The 24,455-nt window shown below is 70.6% G+C and carries 13 protein-coding genes; 9 read left to right on the forward strand and 4 right to left on the reverse strand.

The window, feature by feature from the left end; translation table 11 throughout:
* Positions 1-496 precede the first annotated feature (496 nt).
* The 4 genes from ACIRQF_RS18660 (at position 497) to ACIRQF_RS18675 (ending at position 5,773) form a co-directional block, all read left to right on the forward strand.
* Complete coding sequence (locus ACIRQF_RS18660; protein ID WP_404093372.1) at positions 497-1,300, forward strand: hypothetical protein; 804 nt, start codon at positions 497-499, stop codon at positions 1,298-1,300.
* The gene (locus ACIRQF_RS18665) at positions 1,297-2,697 is read left to right on the forward strand and encodes an ATP-binding protein (RefSeq protein ID WP_404093375.1); all 1,401 of its coding nucleotides are present in this window, start codon (positions 1,297-1,299) and stop codon (positions 2,695-2,697) included. Before ACIRQF_RS18660 ends, ACIRQF_RS18665 begins: the two co-directional genes overlap by 4 nt.
* Positions 2,698-2,871: 174 nt before the next feature.
* Positions 2,872-4,260 carry an FtsW/RodA/SpoVE family cell cycle protein gene (locus ACIRQF_RS18670; protein ID WP_404093377.1) on the forward strand — a complete coding sequence of 463 codons (1,389 nt, stop codon included), beginning with the start codon at positions 2,872-2,874 and terminating at the stop codon, positions 4,258-4,260.
* A 22-nt stretch (positions 4,261-4,282) separates the two neighbouring features.
* Positions 4,283-5,773 (forward strand): penicillin-binding transpeptidase domain-containing protein, encoded by a 1,491-nt coding sequence (locus tag ACIRQF_RS18675; protein ID WP_404093380.1) that lies wholly within the window; start codon positions 4,283-4,285, stop codon positions 5,771-5,773.
* A 73-nt stretch (positions 5,774-5,846) separates the two neighbouring features.
* On the opposite strand, the gene ACIRQF_RS18680 is transcribed toward ACIRQF_RS18675, so the two are convergent.
* Positions 5,847-6,161 (reverse strand): hypothetical protein, encoded by a 315-nt coding sequence (locus ACIRQF_RS18680; protein WP_404093383.1) that lies wholly within the window; start codon positions 6,159-6,161, stop codon positions 5,847-5,849.
* 130 nt (positions 6,162-6,291) lie between these two features.
* Positions 6,292-14,265, reverse strand: coding sequence for a ricin-type beta-trefoil lectin domain protein (locus ACIRQF_RS18685; protein WP_404093636.1), 7,974 nt, complete (start codon positions 14,263-14,265; stop codon positions 6,292-6,294).
* 643 nt (positions 14,266-14,908) lie between these two features.
* Between ACIRQF_RS18685 and ACIRQF_RS18690 the strand changes: the two genes are divergently transcribed.
* The gene (locus ACIRQF_RS18690) at positions 14,909-18,088 is read left to right on the forward strand and encodes a DNRLRE domain-containing protein (protein WP_404093386.1); all 3,180 of its coding nucleotides are present in this window, start codon (positions 14,909-14,911) and stop codon (positions 18,086-18,088) included.
* A 160-nt stretch (positions 18,089-18,248) separates the two neighbouring features.
* On the opposite strand, the gene ACIRQF_RS18695 is transcribed toward ACIRQF_RS18690, so the two are convergent.
* On the reverse strand, positions 18,249-19,391 hold the full coding sequence (locus ACIRQF_RS18695; RefSeq protein ID WP_404093388.1) for a ferritin-like domain-containing protein: 1,143 nt from the start codon (positions 19,389-19,391) through the stop codon (positions 18,249-18,251).
* 231 nt (positions 19,392-19,622) lie between these two features.
* Between ACIRQF_RS18695 and ACIRQF_RS18700 the strand changes: the two genes are divergently transcribed.
* The 4 genes from ACIRQF_RS18700 to ACIRQF_RS18715 all read left to right on the forward strand — a co-directional run bounded on the left by ACIRQF_RS18700 (position 19,623) and on the right by ACIRQF_RS18715 (position 22,982).
* Positions 19,623-20,558, forward strand: a complete 936-nt coding sequence (locus tag ACIRQF_RS18700; protein ID WP_376632382.1) for a diiron oxygenase — start codon at positions 19,623-19,625, stop codon at positions 20,556-20,558.
* Positions 20,559-20,588: 30 nt separating this feature from the next.
* The gene (locus ACIRQF_RS18705) at positions 20,589-21,311 is read left to right on the forward strand and encodes a TetR/AcrR family transcriptional regulator (protein ID WP_404093391.1); all 723 of its coding nucleotides are present in this window, start codon (positions 20,589-20,591) and stop codon (positions 21,309-21,311) included.
* A 25-nt stretch (positions 21,312-21,336) separates the two neighbouring features.
* Entirely contained in the window at positions 21,337-21,615 is a 279-nt protein-coding gene (locus ACIRQF_RS18710) for a hypothetical protein (protein WP_376632378.1), read from the forward strand.
* Positions 21,616-21,689: 74 nt separating this feature from the next.
* The gene (locus ACIRQF_RS18715; RefSeq protein WP_404093393.1) at positions 21,690-22,982 is read left to right on the forward strand and encodes an NlpC/P60 family protein; all 1,293 of its coding nucleotides are present in this window, start codon (positions 21,690-21,692) and stop codon (positions 22,980-22,982) included.
* Positions 22,983-23,141: 159 nt separating this feature from the next.
* Here the strand turns inward: ACIRQF_RS18715 and ACIRQF_RS18720 are convergent, their stop codons facing one another.
* Positions 23,142-24,377 (reverse strand): styrene monooxygenase/indole monooxygenase family protein, encoded by a 1,236-nt coding sequence (locus ACIRQF_RS18720; protein ID WP_404093396.1) that lies wholly within the window; start codon positions 24,375-24,377, stop codon positions 23,142-23,144.
* Between the last annotated feature and the right edge of the window lie 78 nt (positions 24,378-24,455).

Raw genomic sequence — 24,455 nt, forward strand, 5'->3', positions numbered from 1 at the left:
CGGCAAAGCCGCAGGTCGGAGGCGCGACCGGGGTGAATCCGGGGACGGCGCGGGGGCTCCGTCCGCAGCCCGCGAGACCGAGTGAGTAGACAAAAAGGACTTCCGTACGAATAAGGTCTACGGGAGAACCGTCCGTCCCGAGCTGCGCCTCATGACCTGTGGAAGCCTCTGAGCCCGCGAGACCCCCGGACCCCGAAGGCCCGTGGAAGCCTCTGAGCCCCGGAGATCCCCTGGACCGCCAGGGCCTGTGGGGGCATCTGCACCCCAGAGGTCCCCTGGGCCCCCTGGGCCCCCAAGGTCCCGGAGTCCCCGAGGTCCCGAGGGCCACGGCGGGCAAGGCAGGCCAACGCCCCCGTGGGTCGTCGACGGTCCGAGGGAGCCCAGAGGCCCCGAGGGAGCCGAGAGGACCCAAGGGAGCAAGGAGGCCCCGAGGGAGCAAGGAGGCCCCCGAGGGGCACCCCGAGGTCCGATGGGCCCCGGAGGAGGAAGGAGAAGCGTGGGAGCGCGCCTCGTGCAGTGCGCCGTCACCGCGACCGTCCCGGTCGCGGTGCTCTGCGCGCTCGCTCTCGTCCTCACCGGCTGCGGCGGCCAGGGCGGTCTGCAGAGCGCGGGCCGTACCCCCGACGCCGTGGGCCCGGTCCGGCTCTGGCCCGATCTGCCGCCCGCCACCAACCCACCGATCGACTACGGCGAGACCGACACCCAGCGGGTCGCCGGCATCGAGGTCCCGGACAACGACGTGCACCGCGTCGACCCGGTCGAGGTGGTCCGGTCCGAGGTCCGCGCGCACACCGACGCGCGCTCCGGGGCGGACGGGATGTACGCGGAGACCGTACGGGCCATCGAGGCCTGCGACACGGACCGCGCGCACTGCCCGATCCTCGCCCCGTACTACCGCGACCTCACCGGCAACGGGCGCGACGAGCTGATCGTCGGCATCCGGATGCCCGACCAGCAGCTCGGGGTCCGGGTCTACCTCGCCGAGAACGAGGGGCTGACCCGGATCATGTCGACCGTCGACCAGGTGGTCAGCGTCGAACTGGCCGGCCGGGACCTCATCACGCGGTCCAGCTCGGCCGGGATCCCCGGCTACGAGTACCGGACCGCCTGGTCCTGGGACGAGCAGCAGGGCTCGATGCTGCCCGCCCGGGACGAGATCGTCCGGGTCAAACCGCCCGGGACCGGCGCCACGCTCGTACCGGCCCCCGTCTTCGTCACGCCCAGCCCCACCCCGGCCCCCTCCGGCAGCACGGCGCCGATCCCGGTCCCGCCGCCCGTGGCCCCCGAGGCGGGGCAGTGAGGCGGCCGCGCCTCCCGGCGTGGACCGCGACCCTCACGTGGAAGGCGGCGGTCTTCATCGCCGTCATGTGCTGCGCGCTGGCCGCGCTGCTCGGCGTGCTCGTACACGTCTCCGTCGCCGGCCAGACCGTGAAGGACTCGCGCGACAAGGCGCTGACGCGGCTCGGCGAGGTCGGCCGGCTGTACCAGGCGGGCGAGCCACTCCCCCGGTTCGCGGGCGTGGACCCGCCCGGGCTGCCGGAATCGCTGCGGGCGCTCGCGCTGCGCGGCGAGAGCGGCACGATGGTGAGCGAGTACGAGGGGCGCCCGACGATGTGGGCGGCGGGCCCGGCGGACGGCCGCGCGCTGGCGGTCAAGGTCGACTACTCGCAGAGCGCCGACACGATCGACAGGCTCGACCGCTCGATCCTCGGCTCCTCCGTCCTGGCCATCGGCGCGACCCTGCTCGTCGGCGCCTTCGCCGTCACGCGGATCACCCGGCGGCTGCATGCGACCGCGCAGGTGGCCGGGCGGATCAGCGCCGGCGACCTGGACGCGCGAGTGGACGATCCGCGGACGAAGGACCCTTCGCGGCCGCAGGACGAGGTGGCCGTCGTCGCGGGCGCGCTCGACACCATGGCCTCCTCGCTGCAGCGCAAGCTGCAGACCGAGCAGCGGTTCACGGCGGACGTGGCGCACGAGCTGCGCACCCCGCTGACCGGCCTGTCCGCCGCGGCCGAACTGCTGCCCGAGGGACGTCCGTCGGAGCTCGTGCGGGACCGGGTCAGCGCGATGCGCGGGCTCACCGAGGACCTCCTGGAGATCTCGCGGCTCGACGCCGGCACCGAGAGGGTCGACCTGGATGTGCACGACCTGGTGTCGCTCGCCGAGCGCGTGGTGCGCGCCTCCGCCGCCACCTCCGGCACGAGCACCGAGACGCGGGTGCTGCGTGCCGCGGCGGTCGAGACGGACAAGCGGCGCCTGGAGCGGGTGCTCGGCAATCTGGTCGCCAACGCGCACAAGCACGGTGCCCCGCCGGTGGTCCTGACGGTGGACGGGCCGGTGGTGACCGTACGGGACCACGGCGCGGGCTATCCCGCGTATCTGCTGGCGTCCGGACCACAGCGCTTCCGCACGGAGAGCGGCGGCAAGGGCCACGGGCTCGGCCTGACGATCGCGGTGGGCCAGGCGGAGGTGATCGGCGCGGAGCTGGTCTTCGCCAACGCGCCCGCGGAGGAGGGCGGCGGCGCGGTGGCCCGCCTGACGCTCCCGGAGTACGTACGGCCGGCCGAGGGCGACCCCGACACGGAGGGCGACGCGGACACGGAGGGCGACGCGACCACGGAGGGCGACCCGGACACGGAGGGGGACGCGGACACGGAGCGGCGCACGGACAGGAATCACGACAAGGACGGCTAGGCACCCCGCACCCGCGCTCGCGCCCGCTCCCGCACCCGCGCTCGCACCCGCGCTCGCCGCAGTTTGCGGGCACGAAAGCACGTCCACGCCCCCCGAGGAGCCGGGAGGAAGGGCGTGACGGCGCACCGTCACACAAAAGGGACATAAGGCTTACTGCTTGCTACGTTGCGGTCCATGACCGCACCGCGCCCCGCCGCCCAGGACGCACCCCCGCCCGGGGTGCGCGTCCCGAAGCGGCGCGGTGTGGAGCTGTCGCTCCTGGTCGGGGCGGTCCTGATCTGCGTGTACGGCTACGCGGAGGTCGGCCTCGCCCGTAACGGCGCCGTACCTCCGGACGCCGCACGCTACGGCGCCGGGCTCGGGCTGCTGGCGCTGCTCGCGCATCTCGCGGTGCGGCTGCGCGCCCCGTTCGCCGACCCGCTCCTGCTGCCGATCGCCGTCCTGCTCAACGGTCTCGGCCTGGTCCTCATCTACCGGCTGGACTTGGAGACGCCGGGCGACCGGGCGGCGCCCACCCAGTTGGTCTGGTCGACGCTCGGCGTGACGCTGTTCATCGTGGTGGTGGTCCTGCTGCGCGACCACCGGGTGCTGCAGCGGTACGCGTACCTGTCGGTGGCGGCGGCGCTCGGGCTGATGACGCTGCCGATCTTCTTCCCCGCGGTGAACGGCGCCAAGATCTGGATCCGGATCGACGGACTGTCCTTCCAGCCGGGCGAGTTCGCCAAGATCCTGCTGGCCGTCTTCTTCGCCGCGTACCTCGCCGCCAACCGCAACGCGCTCGCGTACACGGGCCGCAAGGTCTGGAAGCTGCAGTTCCCCACGGGGCGGGTGCTCGGTCCGATCTTGGCGATCTGGGTGCTGAGCGTCGGCGTCCTGGTCCTGGAACGGGATCTGGGTACGTCGCTCCTCTTCTTCGGCCTGTTCGTGATCATGCTGTACGTGGCGACCGGGCGCACCGGCTGGATCGCGGTCGGCCTGCTGCTCGCGGCGGCGGGCGCGTTCCTCGTCGGCAGCCTCGAACCACACGTGCACACCCGGGTCCAGGACTGGCTCGACCCCTTCGCCTCGATCCGCGCGGGCGACGGGCCCGGGCAGCTGGCCCAGTCCCTGTTCGCGTTCGCCGCGGGCGGGATGCTCGGCGCCGGGCTCGGCCTCGGGCACTCGATCCTCATCGGCTTCGCCACCAAGTCGGACTTCATCCTCGCCACGGCGGGCGAGGAGCTCGGCCTGGTCGGACTGAGCGCGCTGTTCCTGCTCTACGCCCTGCTCGTGGCCCGCGGTTACCGGGCCGGACTGGCCCTGCGGGACCCGTTCGGCCGGCTGCTGGCCATCGGCCTCGCGTCGATCCTCGCGCTCCAGGTGTTCGTCATCGCGGGCGGGGTGATGGGCCTGATCCCGCTGACGGGCATGGCGATGCCGTTCCTGGCCCAGGGCGGCTCTTCGGTCGTCACGAACTGGGTGATCGTGGCGCTGCTCGTCCGGGTCTCCGACTCGGCGCGCGCGCCGCGCCCGGACATGGCGGACGCGGGCGTCATCGCCCCGATCACGGAGGACGCGAGATGAGGGACCCCATGAGGGAGGTCATGTGATCCGCTACATCAGGCGGGCCGCCGCGCTCTGTCTCCTCCTGCTGGCGGCGCTGCTCGTGAACGCGGCGCGGGTGATGGTCTTCGAGGCGGACGCGTACGACGACAACCCGGCCAACCGCCGGATCGCGATCACCCGCTGGGGCCAGCCGCGGGGCGAGATCGTCGTCGACGGAAAGCCGGTGACCGGCTCCCGCGACAGCGGCCAGCAACTGCGCTGGGAACGCACGTACCTCCAGGGCCCGTTGTACGCGCCGGTGACCGGCTACGCCTCGCAGACGTACGGGACCACGCTCCTGGAGAACGCCGAGGACGACCTGCTGTCGGGCACCGACCCGATGCTGGCGCCGCTGCCTCTGTGGAACGGCGTGAGCCGTGGCCGGCAGCCGGGCGGGGACGTCGTGACGACGATCCGGGCCCGGATGCAGGAGGCGGCCTTCCGCGGCCTGGACGGCAGGCGGGGCGCGGTCGCGGCGATCGAACCGTCGAGCGGCCGCATCCTCGCGCTGGTGTCCTCGCCGTCGTACGACCCGGGGCTGCTGTCCGGGACGGGGCCGGCGGTGGCCGAGGCGTGGAAGCGCCTGAACACCTCCCCGAACCAGCCGATGCTCGCCCGCGCGATCCGGCAGACGTATCCCCCCGGCTCGACCTTCAAGATCGTGACGGCGGCCGCGGCCCTGGACGCGGGCGTGGTGACGGACGTGGACGCGCCGACCGGCATCCCGGACCCGTTCGTGCTTCCCGGCACCCGCCAGGTGCTCCCGAACGAGGCCACCGGCTGCGCGAACGCCTCGCTCGCGTACGCGATCCAGTGGTCGTGCAACACGGTGATGGCCGGGCTCGGTGTGAAGGTGGGCCTGGACGACATGGTCGACGCGGTGCAGAAGTTCGGCTTCAACGACACGGGGCTGCGGATCCCGTCCTGGGTGGCGAAGTCGAACTTCGACACCGACATGAGCGCCGACCAGCTCGCGCTGTCGTCGATCGGCCAGTTCGACACGGCGGCCACCCCGCTCCAGATGGCGATGATCGCGGCGGCCGTGGCGAACAACGGCGAGATCGCCCAGCCCCACCTGGTCGAGCGCACCACCACCTCGGGCGGCACCACCGTCGACACGAGCGGCCGCCGCAGCTACCGCCAGGCCATGAACCCCTCGACGGCGACCCGCCTCCAGGACCTGATGATCCGCGCGGTCGAGGACGGCACCGGCACGAACGCCGCGATCCCCGACGCCCGGGTCGGCGGCAAGACGGGCACCGCCCAGCACGGCCTCGGCAACACCGGCACGCCGTACGCCTGGTTCATCGCCTGGGCCCAGGCCTCGGACTCCGCCCAGCCGGCGGTCGCGGTCGCGGTGGTCGTCGAGGACGCGGAGGCGAACCGGACGGACATCAGCGGCGGCGGGAACGCGGCGCCGATCGCGCGGGCGGTGATGGAGGAGGGGTTGCGGTTGGAGAGGGAGGGGCGGTCGGGGCTGACACGGCAGTGACACGCAGGCCTCGACGAGCACCCCACCCGAAAGCCCGGCCGCGAAAATTCGGCCGGGCTTTTCGCACCTGCTGTCAGGCGAGTTTGAAGTCGCTTTCGATGGCACCGTACGGGGTCGGCTCAACCCAGCACGAGTATCGGCAGCCGGCTAGCTCGGACACCGAAATTCCCAATTGTTCTGCCAGACCGGCGGCGACGACCTTGAGCGTCTCGGACGGGTCATCGACCGCCTGATAGAGGGCAAGGGCCCCGCGCAACTCGACGACGACGAATGTGACACGCCTTCCATTTCGGATGGGCTGCCCGCCGTCATGCTGCTGGTGAGCGTCATGGGTGTCCAGCGGCTGACCGCAGATCCCGCAACGCATGTCTTCTCGCGGAGTGTCCATGGAGGGCATCGTACAGCCACATGACAAAGCTCCCGCGGGTGCAGCCTATGAGACGGCTGACCAGCGGGAGCCTTATCAGTGGATCACGTCCGGGTATCCGCGGCAACCCGCCCGCGGAACCCGGATCGACCTATCCGGACGTCCTGAAGCGGTTCATTCCACCATTTCCATCCGGCCACAGGTATTCAAATGTCGAGGCCGTGTCCTCGGCGGAAAGCCGCATTTGCGACTGGCACGGACCGCACGGCGGCTTCGTACCGGTGATCCGCACAAGACCACCCTCAGGAACCGGGCTCGCCATGAAGAAGGGGTCGTTGGCGATGACCGTGTCCTTGATCATGGGTGCGCCACCGGCAGCACGTGCCGCACGGTTCTCCGTGTGGACCGCCTGACGCGCGCGTCCCACACCGATGCTGGCCTCTTCCGCGGTCGTGGCACCGCTTCGAAGCGAATACGCGTCGATCTGGGTTCCGTCGGCGTCGAAGACCTCCACGTCGGCGTAGTGCGTGTTCTCCGTGACCGGACCACAGACCTGCGGAAGGTTCGCATTGTGGACCAGGATCGGAGTGGCACCCGCCAGCACGTAGTACGTGTGCAGGTCGGAGACGGTCAGGTTGTGAACCGTCGCGTCCTGGGCGGTCCACCGCTGGATCGCGGTGACCTGGACGTAGGTGCCTGCGCTGGTCTGGAGCCATTCACCGGACTTGAGGTCGGTGGCGTCGATCCACTCGCCGAGCTCGGGCACCCAGAAGGGGTGGCCCGCGGTCGCGGTGATCTGAGCCGCCTTCGAGCCGCCCTTGCCGTCGAGGTCGATCGTGACCTTGACCAGGTGCTTGAGACCCTGGCCCTTGATCTCGGCGGAGACCGTCTCGACGACGTTCTCACCGGACTCGGGGTCGGTGGCGACGACCTTGTCGCCTGCCTTCACCTTCTCGATCGGCTTGGTGGAACCGTCGGCCATCAGAACCTTCGTGCCGGGCACGAAGCTGTTGACCGGGCACGACCCCCCACCACCGCCACCGTCGGCCCGGCCGGAGCCGCCGCCGCCGCTGCTGCCGCCGTTGCTGCGGGAGGAGCCGCCGGACTTGCCGCCGCCGCCACCGCCCCCGCCGCTCTTGCCGCCGCCAGAGCTCTTGCCACCGCCGCCCTTGCCCGCACTCGGGTGCGAGGAGGACTTGGGCGCGGCCTTGGCCTGGGCCTGCTTGTGGACGGAGTTACCCGTCTTCCGCTTCGCGGCGGCCGCCTCGTCAGCCTTTCTCTTGGCTGCTTCGGCTGCCTTCTTCTTGGCTCTCTGCGCGGCCTCCTTCTTGGCCTTCTCGATCGCCAGCTTCTTGGCCCGTAGCGCAGCTGCCTCAGCGGCCTTGGCCGCCTTGAGTACGGCCTCGGCGGCTCGCTTGGCCGCCTTGAACGCCTTGATGGCCTCGATGGTGCGGTTGACCGCCTTGATGACGGCCGGGATCTTTCCGAGCTTGGACCACGGAATGGCGTCCACCGCGATGCTGACGCAGGACCACATGTCACCGCCGAAGCAGGCCATGGCGTCGTTGATGCCGATGAAGTCCTTCAACGTCTCCCAGGCAACAGCCAGGATGACCGAGGTCAGGGACTTGCCCTGCATCGCCTGCGCCTGTGCGACCTGCGCCGCGGACAGACCCGCGCCGGCGAGGGCCGCAGCCCTCTCCGAAGCGGTGAGGGCGATCGACAGACCGGTCGGGTCGGAGTACGAGACCGGGTTGTTCTGCGCGTACGCGTACCCGTTCGCCTGCAGCGGGTCGTTCAGGTCGAGCATCGGGTCGACGGACAGGAAGCGTCCGACCACCGGGTCGTACAGGCGGGCACCCAGCGGCTGGTAGCCGGAGGAGTCGTCCCGCGTCTTACCGAGGAATCCCTTGTGGCTCTGGAGATTGGCACCGGCGGTGCCGCGCTCGTTACCGAAGGGGTCCTGCTTGCGGATGCGCACCGACATACCGCCGTAGAGGGCGACCTCCGCGTACGCACTGCCCTGGTGGTCCGTGGTCTGGGCGACCAGGGTCTCCGCGCCGGTGCCGTAGGCGTAGCGCATGACCGCGCCGCCCGGAGCTCCGTAGGTGCGCTGGGTGTTGACGAGGACGCCGCCCTGCTGGACGGTCACCTCGGCCTCGCCCAGGTGAAGCGTCGCCTGCTTGCCCTTGATCGTGAGCAGGCGACTGCCGTCGGGGCCGTAGATGTGACGGGTGTCGTTCTGCGCCAGCCACTGCTGGGCGGCCTGGGCCGCGTCACAGGTGCCGAGCACGATGGCGGTGCCGTTCACGTTCGCCGCACCCTGCACCGCGAGGCACAGGCCGGAGGCGACGTGGGTCAGCTGACCGGAGGCGTTGCGCTTCAGCTCCTGCGCGGCCGAGCCATCACACTTCTGGATCTGGAGCGCCGAACCGGCCGTGCTGGCGGCGGGCTGGAGGCACCAGGTGCCGTACACCGAGAGCGTGCCCTTGTTGGGGTCCGTCTGCGGTGCCGTCGCTGTGCCCGGGGTGGGCGTGAACTTGTAGTTCTGCGCTACGGAGCCGTTGCAGCCGTAGAGCTGGATCGGCTGGCCGGCCGCGGCTGTGCCCGTCTTCAGGTCCAGGCACTTCTGACCGAGACCCACGTAGGGGGTCTTGCCGCCGGTGCCGGCGCCCGTGATGCGCTCGACCTGGCCGTCATAGGTCCAGGTCAGCTCCTGCTTGTCTCCGTTCTCGACCGAGGCGACCGTCTTGGTCTCGCCGCTCAGCTCGTAGAGCCGTGTGGCCTCGGCCGTGATCTGGGCCCCCGCGGGGGTCTTGTAGGTCTTCGACACCTTGGTCAGCGTGTGCGGCTGGTCCTTGGCGGCGTTCTTGCCGTACGCGTACGTGGTGACCGCGTTCTTGGTGGTGTCGCCGGAGAGGTCGTTCTCGGTCAGCTTGGTGCGGTTGCCGAGCAGGTCGTACTCGTACTCCTGCCAGTAGCCGGAGCTGTCCGTGCCCGCGGCGACCCGGAGCGTGCCGTCCGCGTTCTTGTTGAGCGAGCCGTCCGAGTTCCTCGGGTTCACGCAGCTCGTCCGGTCCTTGGAGGTCCAGGCCGACTTCAGCTGCCCCAGCGGGTCGTAGACGAAGCACTGACGCTCCGCGATCCCGGTGGACTTCTCCTCGATCGAGGTGACGTTGCCTGCCGGGTCGTAGCCGTACGCCCGGTTGGAGACGAGGTTTCCGCCGACGACGCTCTTGTCGGCGGATGCGTCCGCCTTCTCGCGGTAGACCGACTGCTCCGTGAGCGCACCGCTGGACTCGTCGAACGAGTTCTGCGTCCAGACCCGGTACGGCTGGGCGCCGAGCGTCGAGCGGACCACCTGCCCGTACGGGTCGTAGGTGGTCTCGGAGCCGTACCAGTCCTTACCGGATATGGAGAGCGGCTTGCCGTCCTTGTTGTAGCGAACGACCAGCTTCTCGGCATCGAACCTGCCCACCGCCGGAAGGGTGGTCTCGTCCAGCATGCCGCGGTCGTTGTACGTGTAGTCGTACCGGTAGTCCTTCTTCAGGCCCCAGGTGTCGACCATGGACTGCGGCAGGGACAGCGTCGTCGCGGTCGGCTGGTATTCCTTCGTGTAGCCGTTGACCGTCTGGGTGTACGCCTCGCCGTCGGTGTAGCGGGTGGCGGTGGCGGGCATGCCCTTGCCACCCGGAGCCGTGTCGTAGGTGAACGAGGACAGCAGCTTTCCGGCCGAGTCGTTCTCGCGCGCCTCCTTCGGCCGCGAGAGCTCGTCGTAGCCGTTCCAGACCTTGACGCCTCGGGCGTTCGTGGTCGTCTCGACCCGGCCGAAGACGTCGTAGGTCGTCCGGCTCATGCCCGCGTCGGGGTCGGTCGCCGTCTCGACCTGACCGTTGTGGTTGTACGTCCACGACCAGGGGTGGGTCGGGTCCGCCGAGGCGGTCGCCTTCAGGAGCTGGCCGTTCCCGTCGAACTGGTAGCGCGTCGAGGTGAATCCGCCGGGGGCGTCCGGGTTGAAGGTGTCCGTGCGGACGGTGCGGCCGGTCGCGTCGGTCCAGACGCGGTAGGACGAGTCACCCTGCGGCTGAACGACCTTCGACCAGTCCTCGCCGTACTCGTAGCGGACGGCCCGGTCCTCGTAGGCCTTGGAGAACGACTCCTTGGTGACCGGGTCGATCCACTTGAGGTACGGCGTCTCCTGCGTCACGCGGCCGAGACCGTCGTAGGTGTAGCGCGTGATGTTGGGAACAGCCGTGTCGGCCAGCGGGCTGAACAGTTCGCCCGGCTTCGCGTCCTGCGTGAGGTACGCGTTGTTGGTCTGGTAGACCTCACCGGAGTTGTTGTAGAGCGTGTCGGTGATCAACCAGCCGGCGTCGCTGTCCGCCTCCTCCTGCGTCTGACGCTCGCGGCCCAGGCCGTCGTAGAGGGTGACGGAGGTCTCGATCCTGTCCTCGTAGCCCCGCGCGTAGGTGGTGACGTATGGAGGCTTGCGGATCTTGATCTTCGCGTTGGTGGGGTCGGTCTCCTCCGCCGGGATCGTGTAGACCGCGCGGAAGTCGGGCACGCCGGAACCGGGAGTTCGGCCCGGAGCCCAGGCCTCGGCGAGGCGGCCCATCGGGTCGTACACGGCCTCGCTGACGAGGTTGTTCATGTCGGTCGTCTTGACGGTGACCGAACGGCCCGGCTCCAGCTCCTGGATCTGGCTGTGGCCGAGCAGGTTGGTCGTGGTGACCTTGAAGACCTGGCCGGTGGCCGGACCGATGGAGTCGTACGCGATCGTGGACGACTTCGGGTTCGGCTGGGCCAGCTGGTCCGCAGGGGTCTCCTTGACGACTCGTCCGACGGCGTCGAACGCCTTCGTACCAGTGGTCTGGAAGCCCGTACCGGCGCCGTTGATCGTCCACTGCTCGGTGGCGAGGCCTCGGGTCGAGGCTCCGAGCGCCGTGCCGTACGCCGTGCCGTCGTAGGCCGTGCGGGTGCCGTTGCTCAGCGAGCCCAGGTCCGTGAAGTTCGCTGCGGCACACGTCGTCGGCGAGACCAGCACCTGCTTCGACAGACCGATGATGTTCTTCGTCGTCTGGTGCAGGTACTCCAGCTTGGTGCAGGACTCGTCACCGGTCTTCCCGGTGTCGCCCAGCGACTCCACCAGCGTCGGCAGGCCGTACGTCGACTCGTAGGTCGTCGACGTCTTCACCGAGCGGACCGTGCGCGGGTCGTCCGTGTTCGTGCCGGACGACTTCGTGTACGCGGTCTCCTCCGGCTCCGTGACCCGCCAGGCGCGCAGCGGGCTCAGGCCGTCGTCGCGGTCGCGCTTGGCGAGCTCGGTGGCCTCCGGCTTGGTGATGGAGCGCGAGAGCCAGTCCGAGTCGGCCTTGGTGGAGTCGGTGTACGTGAGCTCCTCGGCGATCCGGCCGGCGAAGGGCTCCTCGTCCTTGGCGATCTCGGCGCCCGTGATGTCCTGCACGGACACGTTGTTGCCGAGGCCCCGGAAGAAGCGGGTGACGGCCTTGGAGCGCTGTCCCGGGGTGTCCGGGTCCTCGGTGACCGGGCCCGTCAGGACCGTGGTCTGCTCGAAGCCCGCGAACTGCGAGTAGGTGCGCTGGGACTTCTTCGTGAACTCGGCCTCGGCGAGCTTCCACGCCGGGTTCTTGTACTGGTAGCCCGTCCGCGTGCTGAAGCTGCCGTCGATGTTGGGCAGTTCCTCGACGGTGTCCACGACGTACTTGTGGAACCAGTCGATGTCCTCGACCTCGGGGTCCGGGTTCCAGAACGACGGGTAGCAGAGGCGGTCGTTCGTCTTCAGCTGGGCCTGGAGACGGGCCATGGCCGCGTCCCTGGTCTCGCCGGGCTGCTGGTCGAGCAGCGGCAGGTTACCGGTGGCGCAGTCGCCCGCGATCGGCTTGTAGCGGACGACGGTCTCGCCGCCGTACTCGTTGATGACGCGCGCGATGCGCAGCCGGGAGAAGCCGGGCCGGTTCGGGTGGACCGCCTTGACGCGGTTCGGCATGTCCTCGGCGTTGGCCTCGAAGTACACCGAGTTGAGCTTGACGCTCGCGTCGGTGCTGCCCTTGCGGGCGTAGCCGGTGCGCTGGACGGACTCCAGCCACAGGGCGGTGTTCGGGCCGGTCTTCAGCGGGTCGGCGTGGTCCGGGTCGCCGTTCGCGGCGAAGCTCTGGGTCAGCTCGTACTCGTCGACGACCTGGCGGGCGTCGGTGTCGGTGCGCCGCTGGGCCGAGGTCGTGATCTTGGCGAGGCGCTTGCGCGTCCAGAACGACGGGCCGGCGTTCCAGCACTTCTTGCCGGACTCGCAGCGCAGGTCGACGGGGGTGTCGAACCAGGGCCGGTAGTTGCGCGGGTCCTTCGAGGTGAAGTTGGCCTCGGTGCAGGTGACGCCGTCGACCGTGTAGCAGCGCTCGTCGACCGTGAAGCCGACCCGGGCCGGGGCGGTCGCGGTGAAGATGTTGTCGCTGCGCTGGCCGTAGTAGATGTGGTCGAGCCAGCCGTCACGGTCGTACGAGATCGGGTGCGAGAAGTCGAAGTTCGGCGCGTAGTAGTTCTGGTCCTTCTTCCACCACAGCGACATGGCGTTGCCGTGGACGTCCTCGACGTAGTCGAGGCCCCAGCGCCAGCCCTGCGTGCAGTAGGAGTTCTTCCAGTCGTCGGTCGTGGAGCCCTTGTAGCAGTCCTCGCCCGGGTGGTTGCCGTAGACGCGGACGTTCAGGACGGAGTCCGTCGTCGGGTCGTCGGCGGCGGTGCCGTGGTCGGACCAGCCGGGCAGCTTGTTCAGGCCGAAGTGGTACTTGGTGCCGTCCTTGGTGGTGACGATCCAGTACTCGCCGTCCTTGGCGCCGTTGCCGGTGGCCTGGCCCTTGACCTGCTCGATCTTCGAGCCGTCACCGTTGGCCGTGAACCACTTGCCCTTGGTCTCGTCCCACACCAGCTCGGTGGTCATGCCGCCGAGCGAGAGGGTGGCGTTGTTCGAGCCCCAGCAGAGGTCCGCGGTGCGGTGCGTCTTGTTGTTCGCACCGGCCTTCTTGGAGTCCTGGCGGCAGTTGGCGTACGTGCGGGTGATGGAGCCCGCGTTGTAGTCCCAGCCGTCACCGATCCACGAGGCCTGGTTGTTGCTCGACGAGGTGCGTCCGTCGACGGTCTGCGAGGAGTACCCGAGGGACACCTTCGGCATCAGGCCGCCGGCGGTCTCCGGGACCTGCACGTCGTAGGAGTAGGTGAAGGCACCCGAGGAGGATCCGGCCGCCCAGGCGCCGGACGACAGCAGCGGCGAGGCCGTGAAGTCGCCGGAGCCCGAGGCGCCGGTGTCGAGGCCACCGAGGGCGGCGCCGCCGTTCGCGGCGACCGCGGGCTGGACACCGTCCTGGTAGGAGGCCTTCGTCGCCTTGGCGGGGACGAAGCCCTCACCGACGAGGCTGGAGACCGGGACGGTGCCGCTCAGGATCTTGCGGGTGGGGGAGTTCTTGACCGCGGTGGCCCTGGTGGGCGCGTCCTTGGCCGGCACGGTCTCCACCGTGCTGTCCAGCCGCTGGAAGTGCTTCTTGCCGTTCTTGACGTCCTTGTCCCCGTCGGAGAGGGACATCGGGCTCGTGCCGCCGCCGTCGGCGCAGTCGCCGGTGGTCGGGGAGGAGTAGACGCACTCGGGCAGCAGCACCAGACCGAAGCGGTCGGCGGCCTCCGGTCCGTAGAGGTCGGCGAAGCCGGTGGTGTCGATGCTGACCGCCACCTCGGCGGCCGGGTCGACCGTGGCCGGCGGGGTGAGCTTCATGATGATGCCGGAGACGCCCGCGTCCTGCGAGGTCGTCTGCGGGGCCACGCCCACGGTCCAGTTGCCGGCGAGGGCCGCGGCGTCGCCGCCCTCGGGGACGCCGATGGCGACCGGCAGAGTGGTGGATCCGTTGGTGACCGGCACGGTGGTGCCGGGGGTGTCGGTCGAGGCGATCGGGGCGTTGCCGGTGCCCGAGGTCCACGGCGCGACGGCCTTGGGGCTGTAGGGGTCGGCCGGGTCCTCGGGAGCCAGGGTCAGGCCCTTCTCCGAGGCCTCGTCACCGTCGACCTCGGTGGCCTTCGGCAGCTCCGGGAGGTCGACCTGGGCGAGGTCCTTCTCGCGGTTCATGCCGGGGCCGGGGACGGCGAGCGCCTGCCCGCCCAGGCTGGTGACCGTCAATGTCGAGGACAGCAGAAGGACGACTGCCGTGCGGCTTCGCCGCCGGCGCCTTCGTTGTGACTCTGTCAGGGCTGGGCGTCCTCGCCCCAGCCATGACAGCGGACCTGAAGCACGCATACGCGTCGACTCCCACCCTGGCAATTCAGACAACGGACGAGGTGCGGAAACACCAAACGGCACACGCCTGGCTCAGGCGCGTGCGTGCGCACTCTCTGTCATGTCCAGCACGGATTCAAGATCCGTCCTGGAGGGCTACGCGCGTCAAAGTGATCCCCCTCACAGGCGTAACTGGACCAGACCACTCCGCTGACGACCCACCAGGCAGTTCGGGAGAAATCCCCGATTGCAGTCAATGCGGCACCGCAAAAGCCCTGAAACAGCTGTAGTTGACGCCCACTCACGTCGGTTCCACGTTTGCGTAACGGATTCACAACATCGCCATGCGTGGACGCTGCCCTTCACATGTGTGATCGTGTGCGCGCCTTCTGCCCCGCGGCCTGCCGTTCGGGGCTGTCCGTGTTGTCCCCAATCCGCTTGGTTCCCACGGGAGTAGACCGCCGTGACCGCGCCGCCCCGATTTCTCAGCCCATTCGTGCGCACGCGCACGCGGCTGTCCCTGACCCTAGGCCTCGTACTGGCCGCCCTCACCGCCGCCCTGTTGCCCTGGTGGCAGCCGAGCGCCGACTCCCCGACCACCGCGGGCGGGACGACCGACGCCACCCCCGCCTCGACCGGTCCCCGCGACGAGGCCGTCGCCGTGGCCGAAGCCGTCCGCACCGGCAAGCAGGTGCTCGTCGACACGGCGACCACCCAGACCGCGCTGACCTGGGCCCTGCCCGACGGGCAGTTCAAGACCCGGATCACGGCCGCGCCCACCCGGGCGAAGAACGCCGAGGGCCACTGGGCCCCCGTCGACAACCGGCTGAAGCGCTCGGCCAAGGCCCCCCGCGGTCTCGGCATCGCACCCGCGAACCCCGCCGTTCCGGTGCGCTTCGCGAGCGGCAACGCACGGAAGACCCGTGCGGACCGTTCCTTCGCCCGCACCGAGGCCCCCGGCGAGACGGTGCTCGCCGAGGTGGACTACGCCGGGAACACCATCGCTTACACCTGGCCGGGCACGCTGCCCGAGCCGGTGCTCGACGGTCCCCGCGCCCTGTACTCGGAGGTGCTCCCCGGGGTCGACCTGCTGCTCGTGGCCCGCGAGGAGGGCGGTCTGGCCCAGGTCCTGATCGTCAAGACCCCCGAGGCGGCGTCCCAGAACGCCCTGAAGACCGTCACCTACGGGCTGCGCTCCGACACGGCGACCTTCCGCCAGGACCGCAAGGCCAGCCGGGTCCAGGTCCTGGACGGGGCCGGCAAGGAGGTCGCCTCGATCCCGACGCCGTTCGCGTGGGACTCCAGCGGCCGTGACCCCGAGCTGCCCCAGGGCACCCCGAACCGTACGTCCGTCGCCACCCCCGCCGACGTGCTGAAGCTGTCGGGTCTGACCGGCATCGAGCCCGGCGCGCGGTCCGCGCCGCTGCCGATAGCCCTGGACGGCGAGAACACCCACGCCGCCCGGCTCGGCCTCGGCTTCGGCGCCACCGGCCTGGCGACGCGCAAGGACGTCACGTACCCGCTGTACGTCGACCCGCCGCTGAACCCGGGCTGGGACGCCTGGACGGTCGCGTACAAGCCGTACCCGAGCACCAGCTTCTTCAACGGCACCAACTTCTCCTCCGGCACCTCCGACGCCCGCGTGGGCCACGAGAGCGACACCGGCGGCACCGCCCGTTCGTTCTGGCGGATGGACTGGGACAAGACCATCAAGGGCGCGGAGATCACCAGCGCGACCTTCAAGGTGCTCAACAACCACTCCTGGTCCTGCACCACGCGCGAGTTCCAGCTGTGGCGCACCGGCCCGATCTCGTCCGGTACGACCTGGAACGCGCAGCCCAGCTGGTCCTCCGAGATCCAGCGCAAGTCCTTCGCGCACGGCTGGTCCTCGTCCTCCTGCCCGGACGACTACGAGGCCTTCAACGTCAAGTCCGCCGCGCAGTACGCCACCGACCAGGGCAGCGCCACGCTCACCCTGGGCATGCGTGCCACCAGCGAGTCGGACAGCCAGACCTGGCGCAAGTTCAGGGCGACCTCGGCGACGATCGAGGCCGTCTACAACCGCAACCCGTCCGAGCCCACCGCCGGCACCTCGACCCCCGGCGGTCCCTGCACCCCGGGCCCCGGCGCGGGCGTGACGGTCGGCAAGACCAACATCACCCTGAAGGTCACCGCCAAGGACCCCGACAACAACATGAAGCGGGTCCGCTTCCGGTTCTGGAAGACGGGCGGCACGGTCCCGACCGGCACCTACTACACGATCGGCCAGACCGGCGGCACCGCCTCGCTGACCATCCCGGTCACCGACCCGCTGTTGAAGGACATCACCGCCAACACCACCTTCTCGTGGGATGCCATGGGCGAGGACCTGGCGGGCGCGACGTCCACCAACTACCCGCCGGGCACCGAGCCCTGCCGCATCACGGTCGACCCGAGCGGACCCTCGCAGCCGGTCGTCACCAGTGACGTGTGGCTGCGCACCACGTCGGACGGCGCCACCTGGGCCACGGTGAAGTTCGGCCAGACCGGTCCGATCACCTTCGAGTCGCCGGGCGCCGTGAAGTTCACGTACGCGTGGGGCGGCGTCGCCCCGGTCACGGTGAACGCCGACGCCAACGGCCTCGCCACCGTCCCCGCCCTCAAGCCGGTGAACGCGGGCCCCAACACCCTCCAGGTGTACGCCTACGACAACCTCGGCAACCCGAGCGCGCGGACCGACTACACCACCTACGTCCCGCCGAAGGACACCGCCGACGGGCCCGGCGACGTGGGCGGCGACGGCACCCCCGACCTGATGGTCATCGACGCCACCGGTGTCCTGCGGACGTACCCCGGCCAGCCGGCCGGCGGCACGGACCAGCCCGGCGGCGAGCTGTACGGCCAGCTGACGTCCTCGTACCTCAAGAACAAGGACGGCACGACGACCCTGAACCCGCCCGGCCACTGGTACGACGCCGCGTCGACGCTCGGCAACAAGGCCGCGCTGATCGGGCACTACCAGGACGTCTACCCCGGCGACGGCACGACGGACCTGTTCGCCCGCACGCCGGACGGCGGCTTCTGGCTCTACCCCGGTGACGGCTACGGCTCCTTCGACGTCGGGCAGCGGATGAAGGTCCGGCTCCCGGCGAACGCGCCCGCGCCGTCCACCTGGATCCAGATGAAGGTCCTCGGCGACATCACGGGCGACAAGCTGCCGGACGTGGTGCTGCGCGACGCGGCGGGGTTCTGGGTGCTCTCCGGCTACACCGGCGGCGCCTTCCAGACCGCGACGCAGATGAACCCGGACGCCTGGGCGCGCCGTGACATCGTCAACCTGGCCGACATGAACAAGGACGGCACGCCCGACCTGCTCTGGCGGAACCTGGACAACGGCAACATGTACCTCCGCCGCGGCAAGCCGGGCGCGGTGGCGGGCAGCGTCGACCTCAACTCGCTGATGCTGGCGGCCAACGCCGTCGCCGGTGACGAGGCCTTCGGCACCAGCTGGACCGAGGCCAACGTCGACGCGGCGATCGGCATCCCGGACATCAACAACGACGGGATCCCGGACATCTGGGCCCGCTTCAAGTCCGACGGGCACATGGCCATCTACCACCCGTCGACCACCAACACCAACGCCCCGGTGAAGACCGTCATCGGGTCGGGCTGGGGCGACAAGCTGTCCTTCGGATGAGCCTCCGGAGAGCCCCCGGAGGAGTGAGGAGTCTTCGGACACGCCTTCGGAGGGACCTCCGCAGGAGCTGACCACTCCGGTCGAACGAGTGAGCCCCCGGCGCCGCCACGGCGCCGGGGGCTCACCCCTTCCCGGCCCTCGCCCCGTGTCCGTCCCGGGGCTACGCCCCCGCTTCCCCCTCCGCGTACGCCCCCGCCTCCCCCTCCGCGATCGCCGCCGCCACCTCCGCCACCCGTGCCGCCTCCTCGGCCGCGAAGCGTTCGCGGTCCAGGGCCTCGGCGATCTCCTCGTCCTGGGTCATGAGGAGATCGAGGTTGGAGTCACCGAGGTCGAAGACGCCCATGTCGAGGTAGGCCTTCTGGAGGCGTTCGCCCCACAGGCCGATGTCCTTGACGCAGGGCACGATCCGGCTGAAGAGCAGCTTGCGGAACAGGTGCAGGAACTCGCTCTGCTCGCTGAGCTCCTCCGCCTCCTTCTTCGGGATGCCGAAGTTCTCCAGGACCTCGACCCCGCGCAGCCGGTCGCGCATGAGGTAGCAGCCCTCGATGACGAACTCCTCGCGTTCGCGCAGTTCGGCGTCGGTGAGCTGCTTGTAGTAGTCGCGCAGCGCCATCCGCCCGAAGGCCACGTGGCGGGCCTCGTCCTGCATCACGTACGCCAGGATCTGCTTGGGCAGCGGCTTGTCGGTGGTGTCGCGGATCATGCCGAAGGCGGCGAGCGCGAGGCCCTCGATGAGGACCTGCATGCCGAGGTAGGGCATGTCCCAGCGGGAGTCGCGCAGGGTGTCGCCGAGCAGGCTCTGGAGGTTGTCGTTGATCGGGTAGAGCAGCCCGATCTTCTCGTGCAGGAAGCGGCCGTAGATCTCGGCGTGCCGGGCCTCGTCCATGGTCTGCGTGGCGGAGTAGAACTTGGCGTCCAGGTCCGGCACGGACTCGACGATCCGGGCGGCGCAGACCATCGCGCCCTGCTCACCGTGCAGGAACTGGCTGAACTGCCAGGAGGTGTACTGCCGGCGCAGCTCGCCCTTGTCCTTGTCGGTGAGCTTGGCCCAGTGGCGGGTGCCGTAGAGCGCCAGGGCGTCGTCGGGGGTGCCGAGGGGGTCGTACGGGTCCACCTCCAGATCCCAGTCGATCCGGGTGGCGCCGTCCCACTGCTTGTCCTTGCCCTTCTGGTAGAGGGCGAGGAGGCGGTCACGTCCGGTGGCGTTCACGTCGTATTCCCAGGTGAAGCGGGCAGCGCCGCTCGACGGCACCTGCCAGAGGGACTCCGACGGGGCCTGGGCGTAGAGGTCGTGCGTCGACACTGACGGCTCCTTCCTACGGTTCCCAGCAGGCTCACACGTTGGTAGACGCAGGGTCAACAAGTCGTGCGGGAGGGATTGACGGCGTTACTGACGGGGAGTCTCATAAAGTCGGGAGAGTCGACGTGCCGCCAACTTGGCTCCGGTGAGCCGAGGTTGACCTCCCGCGGCCGCCGTACGGCCGCCACCCTTTCCCTCGAACCGCCGACGACCCAGCGCGAGGTGCCTCCCGCCATGGCCAGTCTCACCGAGCCCGACTTCGCCCTCCTCAAGGACGCCCTCGGCCCGCTGCGCGACCGCGAGCAGGTCGCCCGGCGCCTCCTGGAGTCCTCCCTCAAGCACTCCTTCGACCCCGAGACCGAGCTCGACTGGGACGCCCCCTTCGAGGAAGGCAAGTGGTTCTGGCCGCCGGAGCTGGTCTCGCTCTACGACACCCCGCTGTGGCGGCGGATGTCCGAGGAGCAGCGCATCGACCTCTCCCGCCACGAGGCCGCCTCGCTCGCCTCGCTCGGCATCTGGTTCGAGATCATCCTCATGCAGCTGCTCGTCCGGCACATCTACGACAAGGCGCTGACCAGCGACCACGTGCGCTACGCCCTCACCGAGATCGCCGACGAGTGCCGGCACTCGATGATGTTCGCCAGGCTGATCAAGCGCGGCGGCGCGCCGGAGTACCCGGTGCCGCGGATCTACCACAACCTCGGCCGCGTCCTGAAGACCGTCTCCACCACCCCGGGTTCCTTCGCCGCGACCCTGCTCGGCGAGGAGATCCTCGACTGGATGCAGCGGCTGACCTTCCCGGACGAGCGCGTCCAGCCGCTGGTCCGCGGCGTCACCCGGATCCACGTGGTCGAGGAGGCCCGGCATGTGCGCTACGCACGCGAGGAGCTGCGTCGCCAGATGATCACCGCGCCCCGCTGGGAGCAGGAGTTCACCCGGCTCAGCTGCGGCGAGGCGGCCCGGGTCTTCTCGACCTGCTTCGTCAACCCGGCCGTCTACGACAACGTCGGCCTGGACCGCCGCGAGGCCGTCGCCCAGGTCAGGGCGAGCGGCCACCGGCGCGAGGTGATGCAGTCCGGGGCGAAGCGGCTGACCGACTTCCTGGACGACATCGGCGTGCTGCGCGGCGCCGGTCGCCGGCTCTGGAAGTCGTCCGGATTGCTGGCCTGAGGGACCGGCCGCGGGGATACGCTGCGGAGCATGACCAGTGCCGCCTCGCCCGCGTACCGCCGGCTCAGCGTCGAGGAGCGGCGGATCCAGCTGCTCGACGCGGCCCAGACGCTGTTCGCGCACCGGCCGCCGGAGGACGTCTCGCTCGACGACGTCGCCGAGGCCGCGGGGGTCTCGCGCCCGCTCGTCTACCGCTACTTCCCGGGCGGGAAGCAGCAGCTGTACGAGGCGGCGCTGCGCTCCTCGGCGGACGCCCTGGAGCACTGCTTCGCCGAACCGCCCGAGGGTCCGCCCACCGAGCGGCTCACCAGGGTCCTGGACCGCTACCTGGCCTTCGTCGACCAGCACGACGCCGGGTTCGCGGCGCTGCTGCGCGGCGGCAGCGTCGCCGAGACCTCGCGGACCACGGCGATCGTCGACGAGGTCCGGCGGGCCGCGGCCGAGCAGATCCTCTTCCACCTGGGTGCGGAGCGGCCCGGGCCGCGGCTCGGGATGATGGTCAGGACCTGGATCGCGGCCGTGGAGGCGGCCTCGCTGATCTGGGTCGACGAGGGGAAGCGGCCGCATGCCGAGAACCTCCGCGACTGGCTGGTCGACCATCTGGTGGCGCTGCTCGCGGCGACCGCGGCGAGCGACGCGGAGACCGGCGAGGTGGTGACCCGGCTGCTGTCCCAGGAGCGGTCGACGGGTCCGGTGGGCACGCTGGCCAGGAACGTCATCCCGGTGGTGAGCGAGGCCGCGCACCTGCTCTGAGCGGTGGGGAGGGGACACTGGTGGGGTGAAGAGCGAGAACACCCCCTTCCGCGGCGGCCCCCTCGACGGCCGGGTGCTGCCCATCCTGCTCGGCCCGACCGGCCATCCGCCGAAGTGGTACGAGGTCCCCGTCCCGGCCCACGAGGGCCACCCGGCGACGGTGTACGCGTACCACCGCGAGCCGATCGGCTACACGAAGCGGCTCGGGCTGCACCGGGGCTGGGTGTACGTCTACGCGCCGGACGGACGGGAGCGCCGGACGATCCGGTGGCCGTGGCAGAAGCCGGCTGCTCCGAAGGAGTGAGCCCACCGAACACCGACCCGTTCATCCACTCATCACATCATCACGGGCGTCATCATCCCGGTGGAGGTGGTGACGTGCCCGGACGACTGCTGCGCACGATCTGCACCGGGGCCCTGGCGGGGGTGCTGGCGACCACGGCGGCCCCGACGGAACCGGCCCTGACCGGGACGGCCGCGGCGGCGCCGGCCGACGAGGGCGAGAGCTCGGTCGCCGGCCTGCTCACCCGCCTGCGCACCCTCTACCAGGAGACCGAGCGGGCCACCGAGGCCTACAACAGGGCCGACGAGGCGCTGAAGAGGCAGACCGCCGACACCCGCCGGACCGACACCGCGCTGGCCGCCGCCCGCCAGGCCCTCACCCGCGGCCGCGACGAGGCCGGCCGGCTGGCCCGGCAGCAGTACCAGGGCCGCTCGGAGCTCTCCCCCTACCTGAGCCTGCTGCTCGCTCCCGACCCGCGGCACGCCCTGGACGAGAACCACCTGGTGACCCGGGCGGCCCGCGAACGCGCCACCGTGATCTCCCGCCTGGAGGCCGCCGAGAAGAAGGCCGCGACGCTCGCGACGGCCTCCCGCACGGCCCTGACCCGCCGCCAGGGTCTCCTCGCCGCCCAGCAGAAGCAGCGGGCGGCGGTCCGGACCAAGCTGGACGAGGTCGAGAAGCTCCTCGCGTCCCTCTCCCCCGCCCAGCTCGCCCGCCTGACCTCCCTGGAGACCACGCAGACCGCCGGCGCCCAGAGCGAGCTCCTCGGCTCCGGCGCCCTCGACAGCACGCTCATGCCCTCCGAGGAGGGCGCCACGGCCCTGCGCTTCGCGGCCCGCCAGATCGGCAAGCCCTACGAGTGGGGCGCCGAGGGCCCCGACACGTACGACTGCTCCGGCCTCACCCAGCAGTCCTGGGCGGCGGCGGGGCGCGAACTCCCCCGCACGAGCCAGGAACAGTGGCAGACCCTCCCCCACGTCCCGCTCACCGCGCTGCGCCCCGGCGACCTCGTGGTCTACTTCCCCGACGCCACCCACGTCGCCGTCTACCTCGGCGACGGCCTGGTCATCCACGCCCCCCGCCCCGGCGCCCGCGTCAAGGTCTCCCCCCTCGCCGCGAACCCCGTCCTGGGCGCCGTCCGCCCCGACCCCGACGCCCTCCCCCTGAAGACGTTCACCCCGCCCGAACTGCCGGCGGGCGCGACGGACGGCTCGGACGAGGGCTTCTCGGGCGCCGACCAGCCACCGACCGGGACGGAGGGCGGGACAGGGACCGGGGCGGATGTCGGGGCGGCCGGGACCGGGAGCGGGGCCGCCCCTGAGAGCGGGAACGAGGGCGGAAGCGGGGCCGGGACCGAAGGCGGAAGCGCGGGGACCGAAGGCGGCTGAGGGCGGGAACGCGAACCCCGAGCCCCAAGGCCTGATCGCCCAAGGCCCGGTGGCCCAGGGCCTGGTGACCCTGGGCCCGGTAATCCCTGGGCCCGGTGATCCCTGGGCCCGGTGATCCCTGGGCCCGGGGTGGTCACGCTCCCCCGCGGGCCGGGATGATCAGGCGCCGGCCACGGACTCCAGGTACGCGGCGGTCTTCTCGGGCTCGAAGAAGAAGTTCTCGAAGTCCGCCGGGTTGTCGAAGCCGTTCGCGAAACGGTCGGCGACCGGCTGGAGGGTGCCCGCCGCGCCGATCAGGTTCAGGACGTGCTCCGGCGGGACGCCGAGCATCGCGTTGGTCCACTTGGTGACGTGCTGGGCGGTCTGCCAGTAGCGGTCGAAGGTGGACTGCATCCAGGCCTCGTCGAAGGGACGGTCGCCGTGCTCGACGATCGAGGCGAGGTAGGCGGCGGCGCACTTGGCGGCCGAGTTGGAGCCCTGGCCGGTGATCGGGTCGTTGGCGACGACCACGTCCGCGACGCCGAGGACCAGGCCGCCGCCGGGCAGGTGGCCGATCGGGTTGCGCACGGTCGGGGCGTACCGGCCCGCCAGCGTGGCGCCCGCGTCGGTCAGTTCGACCTTCGTGGCACGCGCGTACTCCCACGGCGTGAACTTCTCCATCAGCTCCAGCGTGAGCGCCAGGTGGTCCGCCGGGTCCTTCACGCCCTGGAAGGCGTCCAGAGGGCCGCCGGGCACGCCCTCCCAGAAGAGGATGTCGGCGCGGCCCGAGGTGGTGAGCGTCGGCATCACGAACAGCTCGCCGACGCCGGGCACCAGGTTGCAGCGCACCGCGTCGAAGTCGGGGTGCTCGGGCCGCGGGCCGAGCCCGTGCACGTACGCGACCGCGAGGGCGCGCTGCGGCTCGCTGTACGGGGAGCGGGCGGCGTCCCGGCCGAACATCGACACCAGCTCGCCCTTGCCGGCCGCGACGAGCACCAGGTCGTAGCCGCGCGCGAAGTAGTCCAGGTCGCCGACGGCCGCGCCGTGGATGACGAGCTGACCACCGCGCTGGGCGAAGGTCTCCATCCAGCCGGCCATCTTCACCCGCTGGTCGACGGACTGCGCGTACCCGTCCAGCCTGCCGACCCAGTCGATCACCCTCTGCGACTCCGGGCCGGCCACGGAGACGCCGAGGCCCTCGATCCGCGGGGCCTGGGGCTCCCAGAAGTTGATGCCCAGGTCGCGCTCGTGCTGCAGGGCGGTGTCGAACATGCACTGCGTGGACATGACCCGCCCGGAGCGGATCTCGTCCGCGGTCCGGTTGGACATGAGGGTGACTTCGTAGCCCTTCGACTGCAGTCCGAGGGCGAGCTGGAGACCGGACTGGCCGGCGCCGACTATGAGTATCTTCCGCATGGGCGACCTTGAGAGTGCTGGGGAGTGCTGGGGAAGGGGGTGCGCGGGGGGTGTGGGGGTACCGGGCGTCCGCGCGGG

It is taken from the genome of Streptomyces sp. NPDC101191, from assembly GCF_044767915.1.
GTDB lineage: Bacteria > Actinomycetota > Actinomycetes > Streptomycetales > Streptomycetaceae > Streptomyces.

Excerpts from the sequence above, each read along its gene's own strand:
- ACIRQF_RS18670 (WP_404093377.1), top strand. The coding sequence starts at position 2,872 with ATGACCGCACCGCGCCCCGCCGCCCAGGACGCACCCCCGCCCGGGGTG.
- ACIRQF_RS18680 (WP_404093383.1), bottom strand. The coding sequence starts at position 6,161 with ATGGACACTCCGCGAGAAGACATGCGTTGCGGGATCTGCGGTCAGCCG.
- ACIRQF_RS18685 (WP_404093636.1), bottom strand. The coding sequence starts at position 14,265 with ATGAACCGCGAGAAGGACCTCGCCCAGGTCGACCTCCCGGAGCTGCCG.
- ACIRQF_RS18700 (WP_376632382.1), top strand. The coding sequence starts at position 19,623 with ATGGCCAGTCTCACCGAGCCCGACTTCGCCCTCCTCAAGGACGCCCTC.
- ACIRQF_RS18705 (WP_404093391.1), top strand. The coding sequence starts at position 20,589 with ATGACCAGTGCCGCCTCGCCCGCGTACCGCCGGCTCAGCGTCGAGGAG.
- ACIRQF_RS18720 (WP_404093396.1), bottom strand. The coding sequence starts at position 24,377 with ATGCGGAAGATACTCATAGTCGGCGCCGGCCAGTCCGGTCTCCAGCTC.